Below are 16,350 nucleotides of genomic sequence, written 5' to 3'. Positions count from 1 at the left end.
TTTTTTTTTTTTTTTTTTTTTTCTTTCCTCCTGTTCTCCGCGACACCCCCCCCCCCCTCCCCCCCCCCCCCCCCCCCCCCCCCCCCCCCCCCCCCCCCCCCCCCCCCCCCCCCCCCCAGTAAGACCTTAGTTCAGCACACCATCAAGAATTTCGTAGACGATGCCGGTGCCCACCGCGATCAACACTACATCCGGGCCCGACCGGCGCCATTCATAACCCGGGTACACCGGCAAGCGTGCGAGGGCGCGGTTGTCCAGGCGTTCGCCGTAGTAACCGCGCGGTAGCGGCTGGCCGCGTACCAGGCGCACATTCGGCGGCGGCGGCGCGCCACGGGAGAACTGGCCGTGGTTATCGTGGATGATCTGGCGCACCGGGCCGAAGTCCTGAGGTGGGCCGCCGCGACGGTTGGCCTGCGGACCGCGATGGTCGTCGCCACGTTGCTCGTGCTGGCCCTGCGGGCCGCCACGGTCATCACCTCGCTGGTCAGGCGGTGCGGCTTGCACCAGGACGCTGGCGCCAAGCACCAGTACGCCTAGACCTGCAATCACGGATTTGGGCATTTTCATCGGGTATTCCTCAGGGCACACAAACAAAAAAGGGATTTCGAACGAGGTTTGAAATCCCTTGGTCTTGCTGTTTAGGCCGTGAAGCTGCGAGTTGATTCCTCTGTATCAGGAACTTTACCTCTCGCTACATGGCGCTTACTTACGGGCGTTACGCACACCTTCCGACAGCGCCGCGCAATGGCTCAACACCCCGTCGATGGCTTGTTGGTCGTTGCTGGCATTGGCGATGTGATCGATCAACGCCGACCCCACCACCACACCGTCCGCCAAGCGCGCGATAGCGGCGGCTTGTTCCGGCGTGCGGATACCAAAACCGATGCTGATCGGCAGGTCGGTATGGCGACGCAGGCGGGTCACGGCCTCTTCGACATGCTCCAGAGTGGCGGCACCGGCACCGGTCACGCCGGCTACCGAAACGTAGTACACAAAGCCTGAGCTGCCGTTGAGGACGGTTGGCAGACGCACGTCGTCGGTTGTCGGCGTGGTCAGGCGGATAAAGTCGATACCCGCCGCTTGCGCCGGGTCGCACAGCTCGCCGTTATGCTCAGGTGGCATGTCGACCACGATCAGGCCATCTACACCGGCCTCTTTGGCGTCGGCGATGAACTTAGGCACGCCGTATTTGTGGATTGGGTTGAAGTAACCCATCAACACCAGCGGAGTGTCGTTGTTGTCTTTACGGAACTCGCGAACCATCTGCAGGGTTTTCAGCAGGTTCTGCTTGGCTTCCAGGGCGCGGATGTTTGCCAGTTGGATGGCTGGACCGTCGGCCATCGGATCGGTGAAGGGCATGCCCAGTTCGATCACATCGGCGCCAGCAGCAGGCAAGCCTTTGAGGATCGCCAGCGAGGTGTCATAACCGGGGTCACCGGCAGTGACGAAGGTCACCAAGGCGGCGCGGTTTTGTTCTTTCAGTTGCGCAAAGCGGGTTTGCAGGCGGCTCATCAGTGTTTCTCCTGCTGGGCGGTTTCCATGTGATGCATGACGGTCTGCATGTCTTTGTCGCCACGGCCGGACAAGTTGACCACCATCAGGTGATCCTTCGGCAAGGACGGTGCGCGCTTGAACACTTCGGCCAGCGCGTGGGCGCTTTCCAGGGCAGGAATGATCCCTTCCAAGCGGCAGCATTTGTGGAAGGCCTCGAGGGCTTCGTGGTCAGTCACCGAGGTGTACTGGACGCGGCCGATATCGTGCAACCAGGCGTGTTCCGGGCCGATGCCGGGGTAGTCGAGACCGGCGGAAATCGAGTGGGCATCGATGATCTGGCCATCGTCGTCCTGCAGCAGGAAGGTACGGTTGCCGTGCAGCACGCCCGGTACGCCGCCGTTGAGGCTGGCGGCGTGCTTGCCGGTTTCGATGCCATGGCCGGCGGCTTCAACGCCGATGATCTCGACGCTGGTGTCATCCAGGAAGGGGTGGAACAGGCCCATGGCGTTAGACCCGCCGCCGATGCACGCCACCAGGCTGTCCGGCAGGCGGCCTTCCTGGGCTTGCAGCTGAGTGCGGGTTTCCTTGCCGATCACGGCCTGGAAGTCGCGCACCATCGCCGGGTACGGGTGTGGGCCGGCCACGGTGCCGATCAGGTAGAAGGTGTCGTCGACGTTGGTTACCCAGTCACGCAGGGCTTCGTTCATGGCGTCTTTCAGGGTGCCGGTGCCGGCGACCACGGGGATTACTTCAGCGCCCAACAGTTTCATGCGGAATACGTTGGCCTGCTGGCGCTCGATGTCGGTAGTGCCCATGTAGATCACGCATTGCAGGCCGAAACGCGCTGCGACGGTGGCAGTGGCCACACCGTGCATGCCGGCGCCGGTCTCGGCGATGATGCGTTTTTTGCCCATGCGCCGTGCCAGCAGGATCTGGCCGATGCAGTTGTTGATCTTGTGCGCGCCGGTGTGGTTCAGCTCTTCACGCTTGAGGTAGATCTTGGCGCCGCCGCAGAACTCGGTCAGGCGTTCGGCGAAATAGAGTGGGCTTGGGCGGCCGACGTAGTCGCGCTGGAAGTAGGCCAATTCTTCATTGAACGCCGGATCAATCTTGGCCGCTTCGTATTCGCGGGCCAGGTCGAGGATCAACGGCATCAGGGTTTCGGCGACGTAGCGGCCGCCGAACGCGCCAAACAAGCCGCTGGCGTCAGGGCCGTTGCGCAGATCGGTCTGGGACTGAGTCATGGGACGCTCCAGGAAAGAAGATGTGTAAGAAACAATGAGGGCCACTCTACCCCTCACGCCCCAGGCTGAAAACCGATAAGATTGCCGCAACCTGTCAGGAAAACTCACAGATGAGTCGAGATCTTCCGCCCCTAAATGCCCTGCGCGCCTTTGAAGCCACCGCTCGGCTTAATAGCGTCAGCCAAGCTGCTGAGCAATTACACGTGACCCACGGTGCAGTCAGCCGGCAGTTGAAGGTGCTGGAGGAGCACCTGGGGGTGAGCCTTTTCGCCAAAGACGGGCGCGGCCTTAAACTCACAGATTCCGGCGTTCGACTTCGGGATGCCAGTTTCGAGGCGTTCGAACGTTTAAGGGATGTCTGCGCCGAATTGACTCAGGCCAGCGCCGATGCGCCCTTCGTGCTCGGCTGCTCGGGGAGTTTGCTGGCGCGTTGGTTGATCCCGCGCTTGGGGCGTCTGAACTCAGACTTGCCGGACTTGCGCCTGCACTTGTCGGCGGGTGACGGCGACCTTGATCCTCGGCGCCCCGGTCTCGATGCCCTGCTGCTATTCGCCGAGCCACCTTGGCCGGCGGACATGCAGGTGTATGAGCTGGCCAGCGAACGCATCGGCCCGGTGATGAGCCCGCGCTTTATCGGTTACGAGCGTCTGCGGCTCGCGCCCGCCTCGGCTTTATGTGGCGAAGCGCTGCTGCACACCACATCGCGTCCGCAAGCCTGGCCCAGTTGGGCGCAGCAACACGGCATCGCGTCCGGCGCGTTGAAACACGGCCAGGGTTTTGAGCATTTGTATTATTTGCTGGAAGCGGCGGTGGCCGGGCTGGGTGTAGCGATCGCTCCGGAGCCGTTGGTGGCGGAGGACTTGCGTGCAGGTCGCCTGGTGGCGCCGTGGGGTTTCAGTGAAACCCCGGCGCACCTGGCATTGTGGCTACCCAAGCGCGCCGCAGACGGGCGCGCCGGGCAACTGGCGCAGTGGCTCAAAGCTGAGCTGATGCGCCAGCCTGTTTAGCCGGTCAATCAGTCACCGCGTTTGCAGAGCAGGTACGCCGCCAGCAGGCCCAATGCGCCTACCGCCACACCGGCTGTAGTCCATGGGTGCTCTTGGGCGTAGTCGCGGGTAGCAACGCTGGTTTCGCGGATTTTGACTTTGCTTTCTTCATAGGCGTCGCTGATCAGGTGGCGGGAGTGCTTGAGAGCATTCTCGGCGTTACTTTTCAGGGCCTTCAACGTTTTGCGCGACTCATCGGACGCATCGTCCTTGAGGCTTTCAAGGGACTTGAGCAGGCTCGAAATCTCGGCTTCCATGCTTTCCAGCGACGCTTTACGTAAAGAAGTGTTGGCCATTTGGACTCTCCTGAAGTGATTGAGTGGCGTGTGTATATACCGACTCCAGCGGTTTCAGAAAGTGCAGTAAATCTGAACTTTCGAGTGGGAATGACCGCCAGAAGCAGTACGAATATTCACTGCTAGTCTTGATTGACGACCCCTAGGAGAAACGCCATGAGTGATCATCACACCTACAAGAAAGTCGAATTGGTTGGCTCGTCGACCACGAGCATCGAAGACGCCATCAACAACGCCATTGCTGAAGCCAACAAAAGCATCAAGCACCTGGAGTGGTTTGAGGTGACTGAAACTCGTGGGCATATCGAAAATGGCAAGGTCGCCCACTACCAGGTCACCCTCAAGGTTGGGTTCCGAATTGCCAGTAGTTGATAGGGCGAGTTGAACTTTGCTGGCTGGCCGATTGCCATAACCTGCGCTACAAACAATGGGTGCCGACGTGATGAGCGTCGGCACGCTCTTTTCGATCAGCGCAAGGAAAGTAACGGATGAAGAAGTTCCTGTTAGCGGTAGGTTTGTTGAGCATTGCGGGCACAGCCCTGGCGGCGGGCAAGCCTTGTGACGAACTGAAAAGCGAAATTGCAGCGAAAATCGACGCCAAGGGCGCTTCGGGTTATTCGCTGGAAGTGGTGGATAAAGGCGCCTCAACCGACGCTAAAGTGGTCGGTAGCTGTGAAGGTGGCACCAAGGAAATTGTCTACAAGCGCGGTTAATCCTGTGTTGCAGACATAAAAAACCGACGCAGGTGCGTCGGTTTTTTTTCGCCTGGGTGTTAGCCCTTCATCACTTGCGCCAGCAGCTCGTAGGAATGAATCCGGTCGGCGTGTTCGTACAGGTCGCTGGTGAAGATCAACTCATCGGCGCCGGTCTGCTCGACCAACACCTCCAGCTTGGCGCGGATCTTCGCCGGGCTACCCACCATCGCCAGGCCGAGGAAGCTGCCCACAGCGTCTTTTTCATGGGGCAGCCACAGGCCATCCATGGTATCGACCGGCGGTCGCTGCACCAGGCTTTGCCCGCGCATTAGCGCAAGGATGCGTTGGTAAACCGAGGTGGCCAGGTAGTCGGCCTGTTCGTCGGTGTCGGCCGCCACCAGCGGAATGCCGAGCATCACGTAGGGCTTGTCCAGCACAGCCGACGGCTTGAAGTGATTGCGGTAGACGCGAATCGCCTCGTGCATCAGACGCGGTGCGAAATGCGAGGCGAAGGCGTAGGGCAAACCGCGTTCGCCTGCCAGTTGTGCGCTGAACAGGCTGGAACCGAGCAACCAGACCGGCACGTTGGTGCCGGTGCCGGGTACGGCGATCACCCGTTGGTCCGGCGTGCGTGGGCCCAAGTAGGCCATCAGTTCGGCCACGTCTTGCGGGAAGTCATCCGCGCTGCCGGAGCGCTCACGGCGCAGGGCACGGGCGGTCATCTGGTCGGAACCTGGCGCGCGGCCAAGGCCCAGGTCGATACGTCCGGGGTAGAGGCTTTCCAGGGTGCCGAACTGTTCGGCGATCACCAGCGGCGCGTGGTTGGGCAGCATCACGCCGCCGGAGCCGACGCGGATAGTCGACGTGCCGCCGGCCAGGTAACCCAGCAATACCGAGGTGGCCGAGCTGGCGATGCCGTCCATGTTGTGGTGTTCAGCCACCCAAAAACGGTTGTAGCCAAACTTTTCCACGTGCTGGGCCAAATCCAGGGAATTGCGCAACGACTGCGCGACACTGCCGTTGGCCCGCACGGGCACTAGGTCGAGGGTCGAGAACTTCACGTCGGACAGCGATTTCATAAGCCTGCTTCTCCAATTGGGGCGCAGGCTTTTTAGACGATCCAAAACCTGCCGCTTCATGTGCATGTTCTATGCAATGAGGGCATATACCCGAGATTCAATAGCGAGGGTGGAAATTTCCTACTGAATTGCTAGGTTTCTCCGACAAGATGAACTTTGCCATGCTGACTATCCTCAGAACCCTTACTGACGCAAAACCACCGTTCGAGGAGAAAGCTATGAGTATCGTTAAAAAAGCATCCGCGCATTGGGAAGGCGACCTTAAGACTGGCCTGGGTTCCATCTCCACGGAAACCGGCGTGCTGCGCGAAGCGCCTTACGGCTTCAAGGCCCGTTTCGAGGGTGGCAAGGGTACCAACCCAGAAGAACTGATCGGCGCGGCCCATGCCGGCTGCTTCTCCATGGCGTTTTCCATGATTCTGGGCGATGCGGGGCTTAAGGCTGACAGCATCGACACCCAGGCCGAAGTGACGTTGGACCAAGTGGATGGCGGCTTCGCGATCACTGCGGTGCATCTGATCCTCAAGGCCAAAATTCCCGGTGCGAGCCAGGCGCAGTTTGATGAGCTGAGCAAGAAGGCGAAAGAAGGCTGCCCGGTGTCCAAAGTGCTGAATGCGAAAATCAGCCTGGATGCCACGCTGGTTAACTAACACAGCAGGTCCACTGTGGGAGGGGGTTTGCTCCCGATAGCGGTCGGTCAGTTACAGAAATGTTGACTGATGCGCCGCTATCGGGAGCAAGCCCCCTTTCACGTTCAATTCTGAGTTAAATCAGAACTCGTGTTTCCAAACTGTGGTCGAATAGCCATATGCAGCCTAGGCGCACACCCGTGCGCACTGTATTCAGGGAGCTTCACACATGAAACGTTTTGCCTTGGCGATCATCTGCGGTGTGTTGGCCACTTCGGCCGTGGCCGCGCCGAAAGATTGTGAAGAGCTTAGGAAAGAGATCGAGGTCAAGATCCAGGCTAACGCTGTGCCGTCCTACACGCTTGAGATCGTTAGCAAGGAAGAAGCTGAGAAGCACGACGTGGCCATGGTCGTCGGCAGTTGTGAGAACGGCACCAAAGCAATCGTTTACCAAAAAAACAACGACTGATCAGAGGCAGTTCACGCTGCGTTCTTCAGCCAGTAATTGGCGGGCAGCGTTATACAGGCGGATATTCGGCGTGTAGCCCAGTGAGCGCCCTTCCAGGCGATAGCGTTGGCCAGCTTCGAAATGGTCGTACTGCAGGGTTATGAAGCAGGTTCGCTCGGTCGTTTGGCCAAAGCTGCTGAAATTTCCGCCCGTAGGCACTTCAAAATCGAAACGAACCATCAGCTCGTGGCTGCCAGCCGGGAATTGGAAGTAACGTCCATCGTTAAGGTTTTTGCCGTCCAGGCGCTGCGCCATCACCAGCTTGGCACCCGGCGTCGGCGTGGCAAAATCAATCCAGGCTTGTTGCGGATCGGCGGCAGGCATCGGGGTCGACGTACAGGCGCTGATGAACACGGCGGCGACACAAAGCAAGAGCTGACGCATGACAGGCACTCGGTGATAGGACGGGTATCGCGGTCAGTATAAACACGAACCTATCACCCAGGAGCAATGAGGGCATGGTCAGGCGTTTTCTTCCGGGGTTGATGGTTGTGCTGCTCAGCGGTTGTTCCAGCATTAGCTATTACGGCCAACTGGCGGGTGGCCAATGGCAGCTTTTGCAGGCTCGGCAGCCGGTTTCAGCGGTCGTCGCTGACTCGTCCCGCCCGCAGCAGCTACGTGACCATTTGGCGCAGTCCCAGAAAGCGCGAACCTTCGCCAGTGAACACCTGCACCTGCCTGACAATCAGAGTTACCGGCTGTACGCCGATATTGGTCGGCCTTATGTAGTCTGGAATGTGTTCGCCACGCAGGAATTTTCCCTGTCTCCTGAAAACCACTGCTTCCCCATCGCCGGTTGCGTCGCTTATCGCGGCTATTACAGCCAAGGTGCCGCGCGGGGTGAGGCTGCGTTGTTGCGCCAGCGAGGCATGGATGTATCGATTGGCGGTGTTGAGGCCTATTCCACGCTGGGTTGGTTTAATGACCCGATCATCAGTTCAATGATGAACTGGGGCGATGAACGCCTGGCCACGCTGATCTTCCATGAGTTGGCGCATCAGCGTTTTTATGTGAAGGACGACACCGAGTTCAACGAGTCATTTGCCAACTTTGTCGAGCAGGAAGGCACTCGCCAATGGCGCGCCGCCCGTGGCCTGGCGCCGCTGAGCGATGCGACGTTAAAGCAGCGTGACCAATTTATCCAACTGATCCTGGATACTCGAAAGCGCCTGGAAAAGCTCTACGCCCAGCCTTTGGCCGCCGCGCAGATGCGCCAGGCCAAGGCGGCCGAATTCGAGTACTTGCGCCGTGAGTACGGGAAAATGCGCGATAACCAATGGGGTGGGGACAAGCGCTATGACGCTTGGATGAACCAGCCGATGAACAACGCGCGGTTGCTACCGTTCGGGCTGTATGACCAGTGGGTGCCGGCATTTGCGGCGTTGTTCCGGCAGGAAGGTGGGGATTGGCTGAAGTTCTATGCTGCGGTGGAGAAGTTGGGTGGATTGCCTGTGGTGCAGCGCAAGGCTGCGTTGAGGCAGTTGGGGGGAGGTTGAGCTCTAGGGACTCATCGGGGGCAAGTCCCCCCACAGTTTTTCAACATGCGGAAAGACGCTCGCCCCCAATGGCGGCTTCAAGGGCGCTGCAAAAACGCCTGATGCATCTGCGCCAACGTCTCGAAGTGCCAGGTCGGCGCCTCGGCGTTCAACTCTTCGAAACTACCAAACCCATAACCGACGGCTGCCGAATCCAGCCCGTTGCTACGCGCGCCGATCAGGTCGTGCTTGCGATCACCAATCATCAAGGTGGTGGCCGGGTCCAGGCCTTCCTCGCGCATCAGATGGGCGATCAGCTCGACCTTGTTGGTCCGCGTCCCATCAAGTTCGCTGCCGTAGATCACCTTGAAGTGCTTGGCAAAGTCGAAATGCCTGGCGATTTCACGGGCGAATTCCCACGGCTTTGAGGTGGCTACATACAGCTGGCGACCTTGGCTGTTCAAGTCTTCCAGCAGCGGCATCACGCCGTCGAACACGCGGTTTTCATACAGCCCCGTGACCTTGAAGCGCTCGCGATAGAAATTCACCGCCTCCCACGCCTTGGCTTCATCGAAGTCGTAGAACTGCATGAATGCTTGCAGCAACGGCGGGCCGATGAAGTGTTCGAGTTTGGTCAGGTCCGGTTCATCGATGCCCAGTTTGCCGAGGGCGTATTGGATCGAGCGGGTAATGCCCTCGCGTGGATCGGTGAGGGTGCCGTCCAGGTCGAACAAAACGGTTTGGTAATGCAGGCTCATTGGTCAAATCCTTCAGCCAAGTGCAGGTCTTTGAGCTTCACGTAGTTCGCGGCGCTGTAGGTGAAAAATGCGCGCTCCTTGTCAGTCAGCGCGCGGATTTGTTTAACCGGACTGCCGACATACAAGAAGCCGCTGTCGAGTTTCTTGCCCGGTGGCACCAGGCTGCCGGCGCCGATAATCACGTCGTCTTCCACCACGGCGCCGTCCATCACGATGCTGCCCATGCCGATCAGGATGCGGTTGCCCACGGTGCAGCCGTGCAGCATGACTTTGTGAGCGATGGTCACGTCGTCGCCGATCAGCAGTGGGAAACCGTCCGGGTTGAAGGGGCCTGCGTGGGTGATGTGCAGCACGCAGCCATCCTGCACGCTGGTGCGCGCACCGATGCGGATGCGGTGCATGTCGCCGCGAATCACGGTCAGCGGCCAAACCGAGCTGTCGGTGCCGATTTCGACATCGCCGATCACCACCGCCGAAATATCGACAAAAGCCCCGGCGCCCAGGGTTGGCGTGTGGTTCTGATAGGTGCGAAGGGTCACGATAGCCTCTCTCTCTTCTGCTGATAGCTGCGGTGGGCGTTGATTGTAATTAAGATGGCCCCATCTTTGTTCTTACATGTTTCTTCAGCCAAGGTGCCAACCGTGAGCGCGAACAACCCTCTTCTGCAGTCCTACGACCTGCCGCCGTTCTCGGCGATCCGTGCCGAACACGTGCAGCCGGCCATCGAACAGATCCTCGCCGATAACCGCGTTGCCATCGAAGGCATCCTGCAAAGCCAGGGTAAAAATCCGACATGGGCCGGGCTGGTGCTGGCCATGGACGAACTGAATGACCGACTGGGCGCCGCCTGGAGCCCCGTTAGCCACCTCAACGCCGTGTGCAACAGCGCCGAATTGCGTGAGGCCTATGAAAGCTGCCTGCCGGCATTGAGTGCCTACTCCACGGAGATGGGCCAGAACCGCGAACTGTTCCAGGCCTTCGAAGCCCTGGCCAACAGCCCTGAAGCCGCCGGCTTCGACGTGGCGCAAAAAACCATCCTTGAGCACTCTCTGCGTGACTTCCGTCTGTCGGGTATCGACCTGCCGCCTGAGCAGCAGAAGCGTTATGCCGAAGTGCAGAGCAAACTCTCCGAGCTGGGCAGCAAGTTCTCCAACCAGCTGTTGGACGCGACCCAGGCCTGGACCAAACACGTCACCGACGAGGCAACCCTCGCTGGCCTGACCGACTCGGCCAAGGCGCAAATGGCAGCGGCTGCCCAAGCCAAAGGCCTCGACGGCTGGCTGATCACCCTGGAATTCCCCAGCTACTACGCGGTGATGACCTACGCCCACGACCGTGCCCTGCGTGAGGAAATTTACGCGGCCTACTGCACCCGCGCGTCGGACCAAGGCCCGAATGCCGGTCAGAACGATAACGGCCCGGTGATGGAACAGATCCTCGACCTGCGTCAGGAATTGGCGCACCTGCTCGGTTTCGCGTCGTTCTCCGAACTGAGCCTGGCCACCAAAATGGCTGAATCCAGCGATCAGGTCCTGAGTTTCCTGCGCGACCTGGCCAAACGCAGCAAGCCGTTTGCCGCCCAGGATCTGCAGCAACTCAAGGCCTATGCCGCCGAACAAGGCTGCGCCGACCTGCAAAGTTGGGACAGCGGTTTCTACGGCGAAAAGCTGCGCGAGCAGCGCTACAGCGTTTCCCAGGAAGCCCTGCGCGCTTACTTCCCCATCGATAAAGTGTTGGGCGGCCTGTTCGCCATCGTGCAGCGCCTGTATGGCATCGAGATTGCCGAGCAGAAAGGCTTCGACACCTGGCACCCGGATGTTCGCCTGTTTGAGATCAAGGAAAACGGCCAGCACGTCGGCCGCTTCTTTTTCGACCTCTACGCCCGCGCCAACAAGCGTGGCGGTGCCTGGATGGACGGCGCTCGCGACCGTCGCCGCACCGTTGACGGCGTGCTGCAAAGCCCGGTGGCCAACCTGGTGTGCAACTTCACCCCGGCTGACAGTGGCAAGCCTGCCCTGCTGACCCACGATGAAGTCACCACGTTGTTCCACGAATTCGGCCACGGCCTGCATCACCTGTTGACCCGCGTCGAGCACGCTGGCGTGTCCGGCATCAACGGTGTCGCCTGGGATGCGGTGGAGTTACCGAGCCAGTTTATGGAGAACTGGTGCTGGGAGCCCGAAGGCCTGGCGCTGATCTCCGGCCACTATGAAAGCGGTGAGCCGCTGCCTCAGGATTTGCTGCAAAAAATGCTCGCGGCGAAGAATTTCCAATCCGGCTTGATGATGGTCCGCCAGTTGGAATTCTCGCTGTTTGACTTTGAGATGCACGCCACCCACGGTGATGGCCGCAGCGTGGCGCAGGTGTTGGAAGGCGTACGCGACGAGGTGTCGGTCATGCGTCCGCCAGCCTACAACCGCTTCCCTAACAGTTTTGCGCACATCTTCGCGGGCGGTTATGCGGCGGGTTATTACAGCTATAAGTGGGCTGAAGTGCTGTCGGCGGATGCCTTCTCCAAGTTCGAAGAGGACGGCGTACTTAACGCTGAGACCGGTCGCGCATTCCGCGAGGCGATCCTGGCGCGTGGTGGTTCCCAGGCGCCGATGGTGCTGTTCGTCGACTTCCGCGGACGCGAACCGTCGATTGACGCGCTCTTGCGCCACAGCGGCCTGAGTGAGGACGCGGCAGCATGAATGACGGGCCTGTGATCACCAAAAAACAATTCATCGCCGGGGCTGTCTGCCCGGCGTGCAGCGAGCCGGACAAGCTGAAAATGTGGACCGAGGACAACGTACCGCACCGTGAGTGCGTGGCCTGCGGGTATACCGATACGCTCAATGACCAAGGGCTGTCGGTGCCCAAGGAGTTGGGTACGCGGGTGAATACGTCTGCGCTTAAAGCGCCAGCCGATCCCAAGGTTCAGGCAGTGCAATTCTTCCCGAATCCGAAATTGAAAAAAGACTAACGGCCCTACCCGGGCCAATGTGGGAGGGGGCTTGCCCCCGATAGCGCAAGGTCAGCCAGCCTCTGGATTGGCTGACCCGCCGCTATCGGGAGCAAGTCCCCTCCCGCATTTTTTTGCCTGCAATTATTCGACTTAGGTCGCTGAATCCATAATCTACATCCTTAGCCTGCTATCATTTGTAACTATTGATTGCCCAAATACCGACGAGCCGCTCCCCAGAAGTGGCCGAATAAACCCGTGACCACATGATGAGGTGCACCCATGTCTGATCAAGATCAAGACAACCCCCGGCGTGATTTTTTGCGCAAATCCTTGACCTTGATCCCGGTGGTCACGGTTGCGAGTACCGGCCTCGGTGGCTCGATACTGATGGCCACGCCTGAGCCTGCCCACGCCGCGCCGGCCAAAGCTGCGAAGAACGACAAAGCCTACGAACCGAGCTATTTCACCGCTGAGGAATGGGCGTTCATCAACGCCGCCGTCGAGCGTTTGATCCCCGCAGATGCTCAAGGCCCAGGTGCCCTGGAAGCAGGCGTGCCGGAATACATCGACCGTCAGATGAACACGCCGTACGCCAGCGGCGCGCTGTGGTACATGCAAGGTCCGTTCAACGCGGACGCCGCGCCGGAGATGGGCTGGCAGAGCAAGTTGGTCCCCAAAGAAATTTATCGCCTGGGCATTGCCGCGACGGATGCGTGGTCGAAAGCTTTCAACGGTAAAGCTTTTGCTGCGCAAGACAGCGCTACCCGAGACGATATGCTGCGCCGTCTGGAGGCTGGTGGCGGCGAAGTGGCGGCGCATTTCGACGCCGTACCGCCGAAAATCTTCTTCAACCTGTTACTGCAAAACACCAAGGAAGGCTTCTTTTGCGACCCGATTCACGGTGGCAATAAGGGCATGGTCGGCTGGACCATGATCGGCTTCCCCGGCGCGCGCGCCGACTTTATGGATTGGGTGGAACGCAACGAGCAATACCCCTTCCCGGCTGTTTCCATCCGTGGCAAGAGGGCATAAACGTGGCGACCATCATGAAGAAAGTGGATGCAGTGATCGTCGGCTTCGGCTGGACCGGCGCGATCATGGCAAAGGAGCTGACAGAAGCGGGCCTCAACGTGCTGGCGCTGGAGCGCGGCCCGATGCAGGACACGTACCCTGACGGTAACTATCCCCAGGTCATCGACGAATTGACCTACAGCGTGCGTAAAAAACTCTTCCAGGACATTTCCAAAGAGACGGTGACCATTCGCCATAGCGTGAATGATGTCGCCCTACCTAACCGTCAGCTCGGCGCTTTTTTGCCGGGCAATGGCGTGGGTGGCGCGGGCCTGCACTGGTCCGGTGTGCACTTTCGTGTCGACCCGATCGAGTTGCGCATGCGCAGCCACTACGAAGAACGCTACGGGAAAAACTTCATTCCCAAGGACATGACTATCCAGGACTTCGGCGTCAGCTATGAAGAACTGGAGCCGTTCTTCGACTATGCGGAAAAAGTCTTCGGCACCTCCGGCCAAGCTTGGACCGTTAAAGGTCAGTTGGTAGGTGAAGGCCGTGGCGGCAACCCTTACGCGCCGGATCGTTCCAACCCGTTTCCGTTGGAAGCGCAGAAAAATACGGTCTCCGCACAGCTGTTTCAGAAAGCGGCTGCCGATGTGGGTTACAAACCCTACAACTTGCCATCCGCCAACACCTCGGGGCCTTACACCAACCCCTATGGCGCGCAGATGGGCCCGTGCAACTTCTGCGGTTTTTGCAGTGGCTACGTGTGCTACATGTACTCCAAGGCCTCGCCGAATGTGAACATCCTGCCGGCGCTGCGTCAGGTGCCGAATTTCGAACTGCGCCCCAACTCCCATGTGCTCAAGGTCAACCTCGACAGCACCAAGAAGAAAGCCACGGGCGTGACGTATATCGACGCCCAGGGCCGTGAAATCGAGCAGCCGGCGGACTTGGTAATCCTCGGCGCGTTCCAGTTTCACAACGTGCGCCTGATGCTGCTGTCGGGCATCGGCAAGCCGTACGACCCGATTACCAATGAAGGCGTGGTGGGCCGGAACTTCGCTTACCAGAACATGGCAACCATCAAGGCCTTCTTCGATAAGGACACCCACACCAACAACTTCATCGGCGCGGGCGGGAATGGCGTGGCGATGGACGACTTCAATGCGGACAACTTCGACCACGGCCCACACGGCTTTGTGGGCGGCTCGCCGATGTGGGTCAACCAGGCCGGCAGTCGGCCGATTGCGGGTACGTCCAACCCGCCCGGCACCCCGGCCTGGGGCAGTGCCTGGAAGCGCGCCACCGCCGATTACTACACCCATCAGGTGTCGATGGACGCCCACGGTGCCCATCAATCCTACCGAGGCAACTACCTGGATCTGGACCCGGTGTACCGCGATGCCTACGGCCTGCCGCTGCTGCGTATGACGTTCGATTGGCAGGAGAACGACATCAAGATGAACCGTTTCATGGTCGAGAAAATGGGCAAGGTTGCCGAAGCGATGAACCCCAAGGCCATCGCTGTACTTGGTAAAAAAGTCGGTGAGCATTTCAACACTGCGTCTTACCAGACCACCCACCTCAATGGTGGCGCGATCATGGGCACCGACCCGAAAACCAGTGCGTTGAACCGTTACCTGCAGAGCTGGGACGTACACAACGTGTTTGTCCCTGGCGCGTCCGCTTTCCCACAGGGCCTGGGCTACAACCCTACCGGCCTGGTGGCGGCGCTGACCTACTGGTCGGCACGGGCGATCCGTGAGCAGTACCTGAAAAACCCCGGCCCACTGGTTCAGGCATAAGGAGCGATGACCATGAAAGCACTTGTTATCGCCACGTTTGCGCTGCTCAGCAGTTGCTCGATAAGCGCCGCCGAAACCGACCTGATCAGACAAGGCGAATACCTGGCCCGCGCCGGTGACTGCGTGGCTTGCCACACCGCCAAGGGCGGCAAACCCTTCGCAGGCGGGCTGCCGATGGAAACCCCGATTGGCGTGATCTATTCCACCAACATCACTCCGGACAAGACCGGCCTTGGCGACTATAGCTTCGAAGACTTCGACAAGGCCGTGCGCCATGGCGTCGCCAAGAGCGGTAGTACGCTTTACCCAGCGATGCCGTACCCGTCTTACGCGCGTGTCAGCGACAGCGATATGCAGGCGTTGTATGCGTACTTCATGAAGGGCGTGGAGCCCGTCGCCCAAGCAAATAAGGACAGCGACATTCCCTGGCCCTTGAGCATGCGTTGGCCGTTGGCGGCGTGGCGTTGGATGTTTGCCCCTGAAGTGGCTGACACACCAGCGGTAGCAGGTGCCGACCCGGTGACAAGTCGTGGCGCTTACCTAGTGGAAGGCCTCGGTCACTGCGGCGCGTGCCACACCCCCCGTGCGTTGACCATGCAGGAAAAAGCCCTGAGTGCCACAGACGGCGATGCCTTCCTGTCCGGCAGCGCGCCGTTGGAAGGTTGGATCGCCAAGAGCCTGCGCGGCGACCACAAGGACGGCCTTGGCAGTTGGAGCGAGGAGCAACTGGTGCAATTCCTCAAGACCGGTCGCAGTGATCGCAGCGCGGTGTTTGGTGGTATGAGCGACGTTGTAGTCCACAGCATGCAGTACATGTCGGAAGACGATTTGACCGCTATCGCCCGTTACCTCAAGAGCCTGCCTGCAGTCGATCCCAAGGACCAGCCGCATGTGTACGACAAGCTGGTAGCGCAGGCGCTGTGGAAAGGCGATGACAGCCAGCCGGGTGCGTCGGTGTACATCGACAACTGTGCGGCCTGCCACCGCACCGACGGCCATGGCTATACACGCGTGTTCCCGGCACTGGCGGGCAACCCGGTATTGCAGACGGCGGATGCCACCTCGCTGATCAACATCGTGTTGAACGGCGGCACCTTGCCGGCCACTCACGCGGCGCCATCGACCTTCACCATGCCGGCATTTGCCTGGCGCCTGTCGGACCAGGAAGTGGCGGACGTAGTCAGTTTCATCCGTGGCAGTTGGGGCAATAAAGGTGCGCCGGTGAAAGCCAGCGACGTGGCTGATATGCGTAAAAACGATATGCGCACCACCTCGGGCGATGACCTGGGGCAGGTTACACAAAAACACTGACCGCCAAACGGCACTGGTCAGAAACGTCGCGCCTCGATACTGTATATAA

The 16,350-nt window shown here is 59.8% G+C and carries 19 protein-coding genes; 11 read left to right on the top strand and 8 right to left on the bottom strand.

The window, feature by feature from the left end; translation table 11 throughout:
• Positions 1 to 126: 126 nt before the first annotated feature.
• The 3 genes from ACEN2T_RS26500 to trpB all read right to left on the bottom strand — a co-directional run bounded on the left by ACEN2T_RS26500 (position 127) and on the right by trpB (position 2,738).
• The gene (locus ACEN2T_RS26500; RefSeq protein WP_442117804.1) at positions 127 to 567 is read right to left on the bottom strand and encodes an anti-virulence regulator CigR family protein; all 441 of its coding nucleotides are present in this window, start codon (positions 565 to 567) and stop codon (positions 127 to 129) included.
• A gap of 135 nt (positions 568 to 702) precedes the next feature.
• Positions 703 to 1,512 carry a tryptophan synthase subunit alpha gene (gene trpA / locus ACEN2T_RS26495; RefSeq protein ID WP_032885112.1) on the bottom strand — a complete coding sequence of 270 codons (810 nt, stop codon included), beginning with the start codon at positions 1,510 to 1,512 and terminating at the stop codon, positions 703 to 705.
• The gene (trpB, locus tag ACEN2T_RS26490; protein WP_032885111.1) at positions 1,512 to 2,738 is read right to left on the bottom strand and encodes a tryptophan synthase subunit beta; all 1,227 of its coding nucleotides are present in this window, start codon (positions 2,736 to 2,738) and stop codon (positions 1,512 to 1,514) included. The genes trpA and trpB overlap by 1 nt, the downstream gene beginning before the upstream one ends.
• Before the next feature lie 110 nt (positions 2,739 to 2,848).
• Here trpB and ACEN2T_RS26485 point away from each other — a divergent pair, with 110 nt between their 5' ends.
• Positions 2,849 to 3,745: a LysR family transcriptional regulator gene (locus ACEN2T_RS26485; RefSeq protein ID WP_095185283.1), complete on the top strand. Its 897-nt coding sequence runs from the start codon at positions 2,849 to 2,851 to the stop codon at positions 3,743 to 3,745.
• An 8-nt stretch (positions 3,746 to 3,753) separates the two neighbouring features.
• On the opposite strand, the gene ACEN2T_RS26480 is transcribed toward ACEN2T_RS26485, so the two are convergent.
• The gene (locus tag ACEN2T_RS26480) at positions 3,754 to 4,080 is read right to left on the bottom strand and encodes a DUF883 family protein (protein WP_032885107.1); all 327 of its coding nucleotides are present in this window, start codon (positions 4,078 to 4,080) and stop codon (positions 3,754 to 3,756) included.
• A 156-nt stretch (positions 4,081 to 4,236) separates the two neighbouring features.
• On the opposite strand from ACEN2T_RS26480, the gene ACEN2T_RS26475 reads away from it, so the two are divergent.
• Positions 4,237 to 4,452, top strand: a complete 216-nt coding sequence (locus ACEN2T_RS26475) for a dodecin (RefSeq protein ID WP_032885105.1) — start codon at positions 4,237 to 4,239, stop codon at positions 4,450 to 4,452.
• 116 nt (positions 4,453 to 4,568) lie between these two features.
• Positions 4,569 to 4,793, top strand: coding sequence for a DUF1161 domain-containing protein (locus tag ACEN2T_RS26470; protein ID WP_032885104.1), 225 nt, complete (start codon positions 4,569 to 4,571; stop codon positions 4,791 to 4,793).
• Between the two features lie 59 nt (positions 4,794 to 4,852).
• Here ACEN2T_RS26470 and ACEN2T_RS26465 read toward each other — a convergent pair whose 3' ends face one another.
• The gene (locus ACEN2T_RS26465) at positions 4,853 to 5,854 is read right to left on the bottom strand and encodes an LLM class flavin-dependent oxidoreductase (RefSeq protein WP_032885102.1); all 1,002 of its coding nucleotides are present in this window, start codon (positions 5,852 to 5,854) and stop codon (positions 4,853 to 4,855) included.
• 218 nt (positions 5,855 to 6,072) lie between these two features.
• Between ACEN2T_RS26465 and ACEN2T_RS26460 the strand changes: the two genes are divergently transcribed.
• The gene (locus tag ACEN2T_RS26460; RefSeq protein WP_010207768.1) at positions 6,073 to 6,504 is read left to right on the top strand and encodes an OsmC family protein; all 432 of its coding nucleotides are present in this window, start codon (positions 6,073 to 6,075) and stop codon (positions 6,502 to 6,504) included.
• A 208-nt stretch (positions 6,505 to 6,712) separates the two neighbouring features.
• Entirely contained in the window at positions 6,713 to 6,952 is a 240-nt protein-coding gene (locus ACEN2T_RS26455; protein ID WP_032885100.1) for a DUF1161 domain-containing protein, read from the top strand.
• Here ACEN2T_RS26455 and ACEN2T_RS26450 read toward each other — a convergent pair whose 3' ends face one another.
• Complete coding sequence (locus ACEN2T_RS26450) at positions 6,953 to 7,375, bottom strand: PA0061/PA0062 family lipoprotein (protein ID WP_122756180.1); 423 nt, start codon at positions 7,373 to 7,375, stop codon at positions 6,953 to 6,955.
• 74 nt (positions 7,376 to 7,449) lie between these two features.
• On the opposite strand from ACEN2T_RS26450, the gene ACEN2T_RS26445 reads away from it, so the two are divergent.
• A complete protein-coding gene (locus ACEN2T_RS26445; protein ID WP_442117803.1) occupies positions 7,450 to 8,487 on the top strand; it encodes an aminopeptidase in 1,038 nt (345 codons plus the stop codon).
• A gap of 77 nt (positions 8,488 to 8,564) precedes the next feature.
• Here ACEN2T_RS26445 and ACEN2T_RS26440 read toward each other — a convergent pair whose 3' ends face one another.
• Positions 8,565 to 9,224 (bottom strand): HAD family hydrolase, encoded by a 660-nt coding sequence (locus ACEN2T_RS26440; RefSeq protein WP_099601825.1) that lies wholly within the window; start codon positions 9,222 to 9,224, stop codon positions 8,565 to 8,567.
• Positions 9,221 to 9,763: a gamma carbonic anhydrase family protein gene (locus ACEN2T_RS26435; RefSeq protein WP_099601826.1), complete on the bottom strand. Its 543-nt coding sequence runs from the start codon at positions 9,761 to 9,763 to the stop codon at positions 9,221 to 9,223. The genes ACEN2T_RS26440 and ACEN2T_RS26435 overlap by 4 nt, the downstream gene beginning before the upstream one ends.
• Positions 9,764 to 9,865: 102 nt before the next feature.
• Here ACEN2T_RS26435 and prlC point away from each other — a divergent pair, with 102 nt between their 5' ends.
• The 5 genes from prlC to ACEN2T_RS26410 all read left to right on the top strand — a co-directional run bounded on the left by prlC (position 9,866) and on the right by ACEN2T_RS26410 (position 16,301).
• Positions 9,866 to 11,917 (top strand): oligopeptidase A, encoded by a 2,052-nt coding sequence (gene prlC, locus ACEN2T_RS26430; protein ID WP_099601827.1) that lies wholly within the window; start codon positions 9,866 to 9,868, stop codon positions 11,915 to 11,917.
• Positions 11,914 to 12,189 (top strand): YheV family putative zinc ribbon protein, encoded by a 276-nt coding sequence (locus ACEN2T_RS26425; RefSeq protein WP_032885090.1) that lies wholly within the window; start codon positions 11,914 to 11,916, stop codon positions 12,187 to 12,189. Before prlC ends, ACEN2T_RS26425 begins: the two co-directional genes overlap by 4 nt.
• A 261-nt stretch (positions 12,190 to 12,450) precedes the next feature.
• Positions 12,451 to 13,203 carry a gluconate 2-dehydrogenase subunit 3 family protein gene (locus ACEN2T_RS26420; protein ID WP_442117802.1) on the top strand — a complete coding sequence of 251 codons (753 nt, stop codon included), beginning with the start codon at positions 12,451 to 12,453 and terminating at the stop codon, positions 13,201 to 13,203.
• 2 nt (positions 13,204 to 13,205) lie between these two features.
• Positions 13,206 to 14,990: a GMC family oxidoreductase gene (locus ACEN2T_RS26415; RefSeq protein WP_032885087.1), complete on the top strand. Its 1,785-nt coding sequence runs from the start codon at positions 13,206 to 13,208 to the stop codon at positions 14,988 to 14,990.
• Between the two features lie 12 nt (positions 14,991 to 15,002).
• Complete coding sequence (locus ACEN2T_RS26410; protein WP_442117801.1) at positions 15,003 to 16,301, top strand: c-type cytochrome; 1,299 nt, start codon at positions 15,003 to 15,005, stop codon at positions 16,299 to 16,301.
• Positions 16,302 to 16,350 lie beyond the last annotated feature (49 nt).

The sequence above is a fragment of the Pseudomonas sp. W22_MBD1_FP4 genome (assembly GCF_052113765.1).
GTDB classification, from domain to species: Bacteria; Pseudomonadota; Gammaproteobacteria; order Pseudomonadales; family Pseudomonadaceae; genus Aquipseudomonas; species Aquipseudomonas sivasensis.
Note: the sequence above shows the minus strand (reverse complement) of the source record. Positions and strands in the feature narration are given on the sequence as shown.

Coding starts and splice junctions, on each gene's coding strand:
- ACEN2T_RS26445 (WP_442117803.1), top strand. CDS start 7,450: ATGGTCAGGCGTTTTCTTCCGGGGTTGATGGTTGTGCTGCTCAGCGGT.
- trpB (WP_032885111.1), bottom strand. CDS start 2,738: ATGACTCAGTCCCAGACCGATCTGCGCAACGGCCCTGACGCCAGCGGC.
- ACEN2T_RS26440 (WP_099601825.1), bottom strand. CDS start 9,224: ATGAGCCTGCATTACCAAACCGTTTTGTTCGACCTGGACGGCACCCTC.
- ACEN2T_RS26475 (WP_032885105.1), top strand. CDS start 4,237: ATGAGTGATCATCACACCTACAAGAAAGTCGAATTGGTTGGCTCGTCG.
- ACEN2T_RS26455 (WP_032885100.1), top strand. CDS start 6,713: ATGAAACGTTTTGCCTTGGCGATCATCTGCGGTGTGTTGGCCACTTCG.
- ACEN2T_RS26410 (WP_442117801.1), top strand. CDS start 15,003: ATGAAAGCACTTGTTATCGCCACGTTTGCGCTGCTCAGCAGTTGCTCG.
- ACEN2T_RS26485 (WP_095185283.1), top strand. CDS start 2,849: ATGAGTCGAGATCTTCCGCCCCTAAATGCCCTGCGCGCCTTTGAAGCC.
- ACEN2T_RS26465 (WP_032885102.1), bottom strand. CDS start 5,854: ATGAAATCGCTGTCCGACGTGAAGTTCTCGACCCTCGACCTAGTGCCC.
- ACEN2T_RS26480 (WP_032885107.1), bottom strand. CDS start 4,080: ATGGCCAACACTTCTTTACGTAAAGCGTCGCTGGAAAGCATGGAAGCC.
- ACEN2T_RS26470 (WP_032885104.1), top strand. CDS start 4,569: ATGAAGAAGTTCCTGTTAGCGGTAGGTTTGTTGAGCATTGCGGGCACA.
- trpA (WP_032885112.1), bottom strand. CDS start 1,512: ATGAGCCGCCTGCAAACCCGCTTTGCGCAACTGAAAGAACAAAACCGC.
- ACEN2T_RS26500 (WP_442117804.1), bottom strand. CDS start 567: ATGAAAATGCCCAAATCCGTGATTGCAGGTCTAGGCGTACTGGTGCTT.
- ACEN2T_RS26425 (WP_032885090.1), top strand. CDS start 11,914: ATGAATGACGGGCCTGTGATCACCAAAAAACAATTCATCGCCGGGGCT.
- ACEN2T_RS26460 (WP_010207768.1), top strand. CDS start 6,073: ATGAGTATCGTTAAAAAAGCATCCGCGCATTGGGAAGGCGACCTTAAG.
- ACEN2T_RS26450 (WP_122756180.1), bottom strand. CDS start 7,375: ATGCGTCAGCTCTTGCTTTGTGTCGCCGCCGTGTTCATCAGCGCCTGT.
- ACEN2T_RS26420 (WP_442117802.1), top strand. CDS start 12,451: ATGTCTGATCAAGATCAAGACAACCCCCGGCGTGATTTTTTGCGCAAA.